Origin of the sequence: Fulvimarina thalattae (genome assembly GCF_040239565.1) — a bacterium.
Classification (GTDB): domain Bacteria; phylum Pseudomonadota; class Alphaproteobacteria; order Rhizobiales; family Rhizobiaceae; genus Fulvimarina.
On the sequence record NZ_JBEHWS010000035.1, the window covers coordinates 1 to 10,874 of the forward strand.

The 10,874-nt window shown below is 58.2% G+C and carries 8 protein-coding genes and 2 pseudogenes; 7 read left to right on the plus strand and 3 right to left on the minus strand.

The window, feature by feature from the left end:
- Positions 1 to 120 precede the first annotated feature (120 nt).
- Positions 121 to 587: pseudogene (locus tag ABRA89_RS19715) on the minus strand (transposase); the annotation flags it as partial.
- Positions 588 to 655: 68 nt separating this feature from the next.
- On the opposite strand from ABRA89_RS19715, the gene ABRA89_RS19720 reads away from it, so the two are divergent.
- The 5 genes from ABRA89_RS19720 to ABRA89_RS19740 all read left to right on the plus strand — a co-directional run bounded on the left by ABRA89_RS19720 (position 656) and on the right by ABRA89_RS19740 (position 6,570).
- The gene (locus ABRA89_RS19720) at positions 656 to 862 is read left to right on the plus strand and encodes a nucleotide-binding protein (protein ID WP_349943220.1); all 207 of its coding nucleotides are present in this window, start codon (positions 656 to 658) and stop codon (positions 860 to 862) included.
- A 35-nt stretch (positions 863 to 897) separates the two neighbouring features.
- On the plus strand, positions 898 to 3,018 hold the full coding sequence (locus tag ABRA89_RS19725; RefSeq protein WP_349943221.1) for a M10 family metallopeptidase: 2,121 nt from the start codon (positions 898 to 900) through the stop codon (positions 3,016 to 3,018).
- 140 nt (positions 3,019 to 3,158) lie between these two features.
- The gene (locus ABRA89_RS19730) at positions 3,159 to 3,281 is read left to right on the plus strand and encodes a hypothetical protein (RefSeq protein WP_349943222.1); all 123 of its coding nucleotides are present in this window, start codon (positions 3,159 to 3,161) and stop codon (positions 3,279 to 3,281) included.
- A gap of 233 nt (positions 3,282 to 3,514) precedes the next feature.
- A complete protein-coding gene (locus tag ABRA89_RS19735) occupies positions 3,515 to 5,269 on the plus strand; it encodes a type I secretion system permease/ATPase (protein WP_349943223.1) in 1,755 nt (584 codons plus the stop codon).
- Entirely contained in the window at positions 5,266 to 6,570 is a 1,305-nt protein-coding gene (locus ABRA89_RS19740) for an HlyD family type I secretion periplasmic adaptor subunit (protein ID WP_349943224.1), read from the plus strand. The genes ABRA89_RS19735 and ABRA89_RS19740 overlap by 4 nt, the downstream gene beginning before the upstream one ends.
- A gap of 455 nt (positions 6,571 to 7,025) precedes the next feature.
- On the opposite strand, the gene istB is transcribed toward ABRA89_RS19740, so the two are convergent.
- Positions 7,026 to 7,754, minus strand: coding sequence for an IS21-like element helper ATPase IstB (gene istB / locus ABRA89_RS19745; RefSeq protein WP_349943226.1), 729 nt, complete (start codon positions 7,752 to 7,754; stop codon positions 7,026 to 7,028).
- Complete coding sequence (gene istA / locus ABRA89_RS19750) at positions 7,754 to 9,226, minus strand: IS21 family transposase (RefSeq protein ID WP_349943228.1); 1,473 nt, start codon at positions 9,224 to 9,226, stop codon at positions 7,754 to 7,756. The genes istB and istA overlap by 1 nt, the downstream gene beginning before the upstream one ends.
- 155 nt (positions 9,227 to 9,381) lie before the next feature.
- Between istA and ABRA89_RS19755 the strand changes: the two are divergent.
- Positions 9,382 to 10,425: pseudogene (locus tag ABRA89_RS19755) on the plus strand (transposase); the annotation flags it as partial.
- Positions 10,426 to 10,504: 79 nt separating this feature from the next.
- Entirely contained in the window at positions 10,505 to 10,714 is a 210-nt protein-coding gene (locus tag ABRA89_RS19760) for a hypothetical protein (RefSeq protein WP_349943227.1), read from the plus strand.
- Positions 10,715 to 10,874: the final 160 nt, after the last annotated feature.

The following is a 10,874-nucleotide window of genomic DNA, read 5'->3' on the forward strand; positions in this document are numbered from 1 at the left end:
AGCTGAGACAGCCGATCCGAAACATCCCAAAATCCAAACTGACCCGGCATCCGATCCTCCCGACCACCACGACGTCAGTGAATCAGATCACCGCCAAAAACTCCAGTTTCCGGAGACGTCCAGTTTGCGATAGCCGTAGACCCATCCGCTTTCCTTCCAAGCCTTGCTCAGAAGCTCGGTCTGACGGGCATCTTCCCGAGCCCGTTTGCTCAGTGGATTCTTCAACCAGGCGTAAAACCCACTGGGTCGGATGCGCAGGCAGCGGCACATCGCTCGCACCGTGAACTGGTGGCGATGCTCGGCAACAAACGCGTATCTCACTTTGCATCCTTGGCGAAATACGCGGTGGCTTTTTTTAGGATGTCGCGCTCCTCGGTGACACGCGCCAGTTCCTTCGTCAGACGACGTATCTCTGCCGCCTGATCCCCATCGCCTCCTGATGGCTTCGAAAACTTCTTCTTCCACGCGTAGAGCGAATGTGGGCTCACGCCCAGCCGCTGCGACACCTCAGCAACCGGATAACCACGCTCGGTGATCTGTGCGACTGCATCGCGCTTGAACTCATCAGTGAAATTGCCAGACCGCATCCGGGCCTCCTTGCCTCAAAATTAGGGAAGAAGACGTCCACAAATCTAGGGGCTATTCAGAGATTGAGATGCCGATCGTATGCGCTGCAAACCCAAAAGGTGGGGCAGGGAAGTCCACGACAATCCTTACGTTGGCCTCGACCATCGCTGATCAGGGCGGAGACGTTACGATCATCGATGCAGATCCTAATAAGCCGATATGCGGAATAGAATTGGCCTTTCATCCTGCATGCGAGGCACGTTCAGCGATGATTCATCAATCGATCGTCACATAGCCCGAACCTCTTTAGACAGCAGGAATGGCCCCCAAATGTTTCTCGCCGACGACGCAGACGTGCTTCATTTCGAAACCTGCAGCTGTGCCGCCTGCTCCCACGATCGCGAGGCTACCAGCGCATCCGATCCGATCAATACGTCGGACACCTCGAGCGCGGCTTCGGTCGCGACGCTCGGTGAGATGGCGGACTACCTCACCACGGGCTTTTGGGGCGGCGGCGGCATTCGCCACAATCTCGGCTCGACGGGCCTCGATCCGAACAACGGCGTCCTTCACTACAACGTCTCGGGGACCGGCGGACGCCTCGCCTACAGCACTGCCGACGATGCGAACGGGATCACTGCAGAGCGCGCAGCTTTGGTGCGCGATGCCTTCGACGTCTATTCCGCCGTTCTTGGGATCGAGTTCGTCGAGACGACCAGCACGGACGCCGAGCTTGTCGACTTCTTTTTCACCGACAACGCCTCTGGCGCCTACGCGTCTTCGCCGCGCTACGGCGACGGGACGATCTACTATTCGCATATCAACGTGCAGAGCGGCTGGTCTGGCGGTACCTCGACCTATGACGACTACACGCTGCAGACGATCTTTCACGAGATCGGCCACGCCCTCGGACTGGGGCATCAGGGTCGCTACAACGGCAGCGCCAGCTATTCCTCGGACGCCCAATTCGAACTGGATAGCTGGCAGGCGACGATGATGTCGTACTTCTCGCAGAACGAGAACACCGCGGTCGATGCGAGCTACGAGTTCCTACAAACCCCGATGGCGGTCGACTGGATCGCGCTGAACGACATCTACGGCCAGTTCGGCTATGGAACGGACAACGCGTTCCTGGGCGATACCGTCTACGGGTTCGACACGAACATCTCGGCGGACGAGAGCCGGATCTGGAACCAGTATGCGAGCTATGCCCATCGCACGGCATCGACGATCGTCGATGCGGGCGGCATTGATACGCTGAACTTCAGCGGCTACAACGCCAATCAGCGCATCGACCTTACGGTTCAGAGCGAGGACCAGACCGAGCAGAACGCCTCGGACATCGGCGGGCGGATCGGCAACCTGACGCTCGCGGTCGGTACCGTCATCGAGAACGCCATCGGTGGGTCCGGAAACGATACGATCATCGGAAACGAAGCCGACAACGTCCTGACCGGCAATGCGGGCGACGACACGTTCTACGGCCGCGGCGGCAACGACATCTTCCACGGCGGGGCGGGCTGGGACAGCGTCGTCTACGAATACGACTTCTCGACTTTCACCTTTTCGCTCGTCGAAAGCGTCTTGAAGGTCGTCGGCGACGGCATCGACCTCGTCTACGACACGATCGAATTATTGACATTCAATAACTATTCTTACACTTTCGAAGAAATGAAGAATTTAGTTCCGAGAATTCCCAAATCGTATGATGGCGTTGACGACATTTTTTATCTTCATAGTTATCAAGATGTTCAGATTTCAGGAATGAACCCAACAGACCATTATTTTCAATTTGGTTGGAAAGAAGGGAGAAATCCAAGCTCGCTTTTTTCGACGAACGGGTATCTCTCGGCATACGCGGATGTCCATGCAGCGAACGTCAACCCTCTAAACCATTACAACGATTTCGGTTGGAAGGAAGAGCGCAACCCATCGCTCGGCTTCGATACAGGGGGCTACCTTGCTGCGAACCCGGACGTTGCAAGCGCTGGCTTCAATCCTCTCCAACATTATATGGAATACGGTAAAGCAGAGGGACGAACTGTCTATAAGGCCGTATTCGATGATACTCCTATTGGTGGTTTTGATACCGGATTTTATCGCATGACGAACGCCGATGTAGCTGCTGTTGGAACTGACGAACTGCTACATTTCAGCAACTTTGGTTGGAAAGAAGGACGTGATCCGAACGCATATTTTGATACCGATTTTTATCTTGCTGAGAACGAAGACGTAGCGTCTGCAGGCATCAACCCATTGGTTCACTACAACGATCACGGCTGGCAGGAAGGACGTGATGCAAGCGCCGCGTTCAACACAGAAGCTTATCTTGCAGCGAACACCGACGTGCGTGACGCAGGTGTTAACCCACTGGATCATTTTTTGACATATGGAATTGACGAAGGCCGTAGCCTCGGTGTCGCATTGAACGGTGAGTACTTTGTAGTCTGAGCACGCCATGATAATCGGACAATTATGGAAGCTATAAAGGCCTGACCTGCCACAGAGGTGGTCCCGGTTATCTGAACAGTCTCGCCGGTTCTGATAAATGGATCGCCTTCGGTTTTCAGGCCGCCGGTGCAGGTGGATGGGTGAGCGACGATCGCTATCCGCGTCAGGTGGTCGACGTGAACGAGGACGGCATGGCCGACATCGTCGGGTTCGGCGAAGCTGGAGTATACGTTTCGCTTGCGGAGGAATGGCATATCGTCTGAGCGTCCGGCCAAGTGCATTCGAACGCGCTAACGAGACGAACTCCGTTTCCGGCAAGCTACGGTCGTTAAGATGCCGAGGAGCTTGCCGATAACCTTACGACATACGTCGGTCGGATTATACGCAGCGCCACAAAAAGGGGCGGATGTTCGGGTTCAGACCGAAGCAGATGCCTCAAAACAAGCTGCTATTGAACCGCGATCATGCTCTAGATCATGATAAAGACCGACACTAAATGACGACGTCGCCCCTCTTGATCGCTTCCGCGCGCACGCGCCTTGGCTTTGTGTCCGCAATCATCTTTTCGTTCTTCATCAATCTCCTGGCCTTCGTCGGCCCGATCTACATGCTGCAGATCTATGATCGGGTCATTACGAGCCGCAACGAGACGACGCTTCTTTTCCTCACTCTCATTGCCGGATTTTTGCTTCTCGTCTTCGCTCTTCTCGAGCGCTCCCGCTCGGCGCTTTTGGTGCGTCTCGGGGCAGCTTTCGACGAGACGGCAAGGGACGACGTCTTCGATCGGGCGGTGCGTGGCACTCTAACTTCACCCCAGTCCGGCCATTCCCAGAGCCTGCGCGATCTCGATACCGTCCGTGAGTTCATGACCGGACAGGGCCTGATCGCCTTCTGTGATACGCCATGGGTGCCGATATTCATCGCAGGCTGTTTTGTCCTGCACCCGTGGTTTGGCTATGTGGCGCTGACCGGCGCTGCAATCATCCTCATGCTGGCGCTCGCCAACGAGTTCACGACCCGCGAACGGCTGAAAAACGCCAACCAGCATTCGATCGCAGCCAATCAATGGGTCCAATCGACGTTTCGCAATGCCGAAGCCCTGCGAGCGATGGGTATGACCGGTCGCCTTCGCGACCGCTGGAGTGAGAAACACGACGACGTTCTGAACTGGCAGGCGAGCGCGAGCGACCGGGCCGGCATTTTTCTGGCTTCGACAAAGTTCGCCCGCGCATTCCTTCAGATCGCGATTCTGGGAATTGGCGCTCTTCTCGTCATCGAGGGCGAGGTAAGCGCTGGAGCGATGATAGCAGCTTCGATCCTTATGGGACGGGCGCTCGCACCAGTCGAGCAGGTGGTGGGGCAGTGGAAAAACTTCGTCAACGTTCGCTCGGCCCGACATCGGTTGGAGAAGCTGTTTGCCGCCGTTCCTGGCGAGGAACAGCGCATGTCACTGCCGGCCCCGACTGGAGCCATCTCCCTTGAGAATATGGTGTCAGCTCCTCCCGGTCAGCGAACAGCGACGATCCGCGGGATCAGCTTCTTTCTGAAGCCCGGTGAAATTCTCGGTGTCGTCGGCCCGAGCGGTGCCGGCAAATCGACGCTCGCCCGTGTGTTGATCGGCGTCTGGCCACCGCATTTTGGCACCGTCCGTTACGACGGCTCCGAGGTGGGGCATTGGAATCCTGACGAGCTTGGTCAGCATGTCGGTTACCTGCCGCAAGACATCGAACTCTTCGACGGGACGATCGCCGAGAACATCGGGCGCTTCTCAGACTTCGACGACGAGAAGGTCATCGAGGCGGCGGGCCTTGCGGGCTGTCTCGATATGATCAAGCAGATGCCGGAAGGCTTCAACACCCGAATTGGCGAGCGAGGACAGGCCTTGTCCGGCGGACAGCGGCAACGCATAGGACTGGCCCGTGCACTCTATGGAACGCCGGCAGTCACCGTTCTCGACGAGCCGAACTCCAATCTCGACGCAGATGGCGAGATGGCGCTTCTCAAAGCACTCCAGCGAATGCGAGAACTTGGGCGGACTGTCATCATCATCACGCACAAGCCGAACGTCCTGAACGTGGTCGATACGATCGCCATCCTCGCAAACGGCCAGATGCAGGCTCACGGCAGGCGTGAGGAGATCATGCCCCGGCTGATCGATCCACAGGTTCGCCGCATCAAATTACCAAACGCTGCGGACCAGACAGGGAACGCCGGCAGCGCTCAGCAGCGGCAGCAGGGATTGTCTCGATGAAGACACCGCAGCGCGCATCGACCAGCTGGGGCCGTCCGGCGTTCTTCGGCTACGCCGTGATCGCCGTCGCCTTCTTCGGCCTCGGCGGTTGGTCGGCATCAGCTCCGCTAGACAGTGCCGTCGTCGCCTCTGGGCTTGTCACCGTCGAAAGCAATCGCAAGACCGTTCAGCATTACGAGGGCGGGATCGTCCGAGAAATCCTCGTCAAGGAAGGTCAACGCGTAGAACAGGGCGAGGTTCTGTTCCGGCTCGACGCCACTCAGGCTCGAGCCAATCTGAGCACGATCACCAATCAGTACTATTCAGCGCTTGCACGGCAGGCGAGACTGGAAGCTGAACGACAGGGATTGCCGGACATCGTTTTTCCCGATGAGGTCCTTGCAAATGCCGAGAGTACTCAGCTCGCTCGGGAGATCTCCGATCAGAAAGATCAGTTCCGGGATCGCAAGGCGGCTATCGCAGGACAGATCGATATTCTGGATAGCCGTATCGAGCAGCTGAACCGAACGATCGAAGGTGTCGACCTGGAACGCCAGGCCGCGCTCGAACAGATCGGCTTCATCGACGAACAACTTGCCGGTTTCGATCGACTGGTGAGGCAAAACCTCATCCAGAAGAGCCAGGTCGTCGAAGTCCAGCGCGAGCGTTCCCGCCTTGCGGGCGATATCGGCCGATCCGCAGCCGATATCGCCCGCTCGCGCTCGGAGATCGCGGAAGCCGAACTGCAGAAAACCCAGACGATGCGCCAGTTCATCGAGACCGTGAACGAGGAAATCGTGGAGGTTCGCCAAAGTGCGAACGACCTGCGCGAGAAGATCGGCGTCGCATCCGACATTTTCAGCCGTCTGGAAATCACTGCACCGCGCGACGGTCGTGTCCAGAACCTTCAGATCTTCACGCAAGGGGCTGTCGTGCGGCCGGGAGACCCGCTACTCGATCTTGTTCCGGAAGATGAGGGACTGCTCGTCCAGGCGCGGATCGCACCCTTCTACGCAGATAATGTCCTGCCGGGCATGCTCGCCGAGGTCAGGCTTCCCTCGTTCCAAATCAAGAACCTGCCGTCGATGTTCGGATCGGTCGCCAGCGTCTCGGCGGATCGCCTTGTCGATGAACGAGAGGGTGAACCTTACTTCCTCGCTCTGGTAAAAGTCGACGAAAGCTCTCTGCCGGAAAAGGTTGCTGCCGAGATGCGGCCGGGTCTTCCGGCCGAGATCATCATCCCGACCGGAGAGCGGACCGTGCTCGAATATCTGACCGGACCGATCCTCGACCGCCTCAGGGCCTCGCTGCGTGAAGAGTGATCAGATCGCACCGTTCAGTTTTACGACGAGAGCGCCGAGGTCATAGTTAAAAACAGGCCGAAGCTATTGAGCATGAAATAAAATTCGCAACGCTAATTCCTCGTGCATTCAGGCGAAAGTGCTCAAAATCGGATTTATTTTGTAGAATCGCTTGCAAGAATGGGTCTGACTCATTCTCGATGCAGTTTGGTCGCGAGCTGGTAGTTTTCTGGAGGAGATCACCACCATGCCAACGGCCGTTTCGCCTTCGTCTCTCATTCCTAGCGGGCTATCAGTCGAACGCTTCGAGAACATCGACGGTGTGCTCGTCGTGACTGCGATGGCTCGAACGCGGGACGCTCAATGCTCTGGCTGTGGGTTCGCCTCGCGTCGGCTGCATTGTCAAATCGCGTCGAACCGTGACCCCCTTTTCGCTTCGAATGTTGACCCCTCGTCGAGGTTGGCGCCGGCATTGATCAGTTCCGATTTTTGAACCGCCAGCTCGTGTTGCCGGTCTCGACGATATCGCAATGATGGGTCAGCCGGTCGAGCATAGCGGTAGTCATCTTGGCGTCGCCAAAGACCTGAGGCCAGTCGGAGAAGGCCAGGTTCGTCGTGATCAGCAGCGAGGTGTGCTCGTACAGCTTGCTGATGAGATGAAAGAGCAGTTGGCCACCAGCTTGGCTAAACGGCAGATAGCCAAGTTCGTCGATGACCACGAGATCGTAGCGCAGAAGCTTCTCGGCCAGCCGCCCCCCTTTACCAGCCGCCTTCTCCTGTTCGAGCTGGTTGACGAGATCAACCAGATTGTAAAACCGCCCCCGGGCGTGGGAACGCACGACGGCAGCGGCCACGGCGATGACCAGGTGCGTCTTTCCCGTTCCGGTGCCGCCGATGAAGATAGCGTTGCGCTTGGCCTCCAGGAACGTGCCGGTGGCGATCTCGCGCACCTTGCCCTCGTCGATCGCCGTGTCGGCGAACTGGAAGGCGTCGAGATCTTTCAGCACCGGGAACTTGGCGCTGGCGATCCGGTAGACGATCGAGCGGGCCTGCCGATGGTTATGCTCGGCACGCAGGAGACTGGCGAGCAAAGGGTAGAGTTCATCACGGCGTTGCAGGCCCTTGCCGGTTATCTCGTCGAAGCTGGCGCGCATACCGTGCAGCTTCAGCTCGTCCATCGTCTCTAGAAGCTCATGACGCTCCATCACGCCACCTTCCGGATGCTGTCGTAACGAGCACAATCGGCCAACGGCGGCACCTTCAGGGTCAGAGCCTCCGGGATCGCGATGCTGGAGACCGGTGGTGGCTGGAGGTGGCGGGCAAGGATCGTCAGGATCACGTCGCCATGACAGATCCCGGCTTCCAGCGCCTCGGTGCAGGCGGCCTCGACGGCCTCCAGCCCATGGTCAACGACGGCACCAAGGACCTTCACGAACTGACGGTCGCCATCCTCGTGCCGCTTCAGCTCAACTCGGACCTTTGCAAGGGCTGGTGGCAGGTCCCAGTCCTTGAATGGAGCGCCGTTGCGCAGCGCGCCCGGCTTCTTGAGTAGAACCGGAAGATAGTGCCACGGATCGTAAATGACCTGATCGCGTCGGAACTGGCGCGGATGATCGGCGACGACTTGATCTTCGAATAAAACGACGACCCGTTCGGCATAAGTGCGCACCAGAACCGTCTGTCCGGCGGCCTTGGCATCGACGCTGTAACGATTGTGATCGGCCATCACGAGGCAGGTCGTGCTTGCGCGCACCGCCTTCTCGACGAACCCGTCGAACGGCGATCGCAGGTCCATCAAGGCAGGCCTTTCCGCCTCGAAGACCTCCCAGATCGTCAGATCCTTGAACTCGGGATGACGGGTCCGTTTGGCGTAGGTGATGCACTGATCTTCGAGCCAGGCATTCAGCTCGTCGAGACTCGCCACTTTCGGCTTGGGCCGGAACACATGGTCGCGCAGGTTGCCGACCTGGTTCTCCACCTGGCCTTTCTCCCAGCCCGCCGCCGGCGTGCAAGCCACCGGTTCGATCAAATGGTGCGAACACATCTGAAGGAAGCGGCGATTGTATTGACGGGCCTTGCCGACGAAGATCGTCTCCACCGCCGTCTTCATGTTGTCGTAGATCCCGCGCCGGCAGATCCCGCCGTAGAACGCGAAAGCCTTGTCGTGAGCATCGAAGACAAGCTCTTGCGTCTCGCGGAAGTAAGCGCGAACGAATGGCATCCGGCTGTGCGAGAGGCGCATATGCGCAGCCTTCACCATCAACGGCAGCCCCTGAAGCGTAATCGTCTCGTGGCTCCAGTCGAACTGGTAGGCCTCGCCCGGCGCAAAGCTCATCGGCACGTAGGCTTTTGCCGGAACGCGAGATCGCTCCTGCCGCCACGCCTTCGCAAACCGATGGACGCTGTCATGCGCTCCCTCGTAGCCACGGCCACGTAATTCCTCAAACAGGCGCTGCGTCGAACGTCGTTCCCGACGCGGAAGCGCGGCTTCGGCTTCAAGAATCGCCGTCAGATCTTCGACGAAGGCGCCGAGCCTGGGCGCTGGCTGAACAGCGCGCTCGTATCTGAACTCCGTATCATCTCCACGAACGGCTTTGCGTACCGTCCCCCGCGACACGCCCAAATCCCGGGCGATCGTCTTGATCCCTCGACCCTGATCATGAAACGCACGCCGTATCTAGCCTATCAAATCCACACCAATCATTCCCCAGCTTACCCTTCCGAACGGCGCAAAAGCCCATCGGCAAGAGATTTTGAAAAACCAAAGCAGGGGTCATCATTGGACGCGAAAAACCCCACTCAGGGGGTCATTCTTGCAAGCGATTTTACAACGGTTCGATCGTCTGCGATCTCGAACAGCGGCGTATCGTGAAGCTCCTGCCGGATCGTGAGATCGCGACCGTCGCGGCATAGCTGTCAGATTATCGTCAGATTGCAGTCGTGTCGCGTGACCGCGGCGGCGGTTACGGAGAAGCGACAACGCAGGCGCTGCCGAACGCCATTCAGGTTGCAGATCGTTGGCACATGATGGAGAATGCCAGCGCAGCCTTCCTGGATGCCGTGAAGAAGTCAATGAAGTTGGTCCGAGCCGCGATCGGTGCCACCGTCGTCGATCCGAAGCTCCTGACATCGGCCGAACGCCTGCAATACGAAGGCTTTCTGAGACGCGAGGAGACGAATGCCGTCATCACGGGCCTCGCCGCCGAAGGCGTATCAGTGAAAGAGATCGTGCGGCGGACAGGACGAAGTTGTGGGATGGTTCGCCAAATCGTTCGCGGCGAACGGACCGACGTCTTTCGAATCCAGCAGGGTTCGCTCGATCGGCATCTGCCCTTTCTTGACGCGCAATGGGACGCCGGTTGCCGCAACGGCGCTGAACTATGGCGCCGTCTTCGAGATCTTGGCTTCCGTGGCTCGACCCGCGTCGTCAGCGAGTGGGCAACGCGGCGACGGAGATCGGAAACGATAACGCCCGCCCAACTTCGCAAGGTCCCGTCGGCGAGATCCATCGCCCGGCTGATGACACTGAAACGCGATCATCTGACGAAGGCGGAAACGATCATGGTCGTGGCCATCGAGAACGGCGTGCCGACCTTGGCAAACACTCGAACGCTTATCGACCGTTTCCAGGAGATCATCCGCGGCCGCGCCATCGTCGATCTTGATACCTGGATTGCCGACGCCGGACCAAGCCTGCTGGCCTCGTTCGTCCCCGGCATCAAGAGCGATGCGGCCGCTGTTCGGGCCGCGGTTACCGAGTTTTGATCGAACGGACAGACCGAAGGCCAGGTCAACAAACTCAAACTCGTGAAGCGCCAGATGTATGGCCGGGCAAAGATTGACCTACTCGAAGCCCGGCTTCTCGGAACAGCGTGACCTTCATCGAGAATGTGTCAGACCCAATTTTGGACGCCGAAACACAGAATGGCTATTGGACAACGGAAGCGCCTTTGTCGTGGCCGATACCGCAGACGCCGCCACAGCCCTCGGCCTCAAGCAACTCTTCACGCCGGTTCGCAGTCCGAAGTTGAACGGCATGTCAGAAGCCTTCATGAAAAACTTGAAACACGACTATACTCGCGTCACCATCCTGCCAAATACCAAAACCATCGCGGCCTTGCTGTCGGGATGGATCGAGGATTATTGCGAAATTGCCTCGTACTAAGGACTGAAGTTCCGATCGCCTCGCCTCAGGAGTTCATGAGCTATGGCGGAACCTGGGTGATGACGGTTTGAGAAAGGCGGCGTATCGGGGCGGTTGTTGAAGCCAGCCCGAACCTCCCAAAGGAGCGATACGCCTATGAAGACGGATACCACTGTTTCCG

Coding starts and splice junctions, on each gene's coding strand:
- ABRA89_RS19720 (WP_349943220.1), top strand. CDS start 656: ATGCCGATCGTATGCGCTGCAAACCCAAAAGGTGGGGCAGGGAAGTCC.
- ABRA89_RS19725 (WP_349943221.1), top strand. CDS start 898: ATGTTTCTCGCCGACGACGCAGACGTGCTTCATTTCGAAACCTGCAGC.
- ABRA89_RS19735 (WP_349943223.1), top strand. CDS start 3,515: ATGACGACGTCGCCCCTCTTGATCGCTTCCGCGCGCACGCGCCTTGGC.
- ABRA89_RS19740 (WP_349943224.1), top strand. CDS start 5,266: ATGAAGACACCGCAGCGCGCATCGACCAGCTGGGGCCGTCCGGCGTTC.
- istB (WP_349943226.1), bottom strand. CDS start 7,754: ATGGAGCGTCATGAGCTTCTAGAGACGATGGACGAGCTGAAGCTGCAC.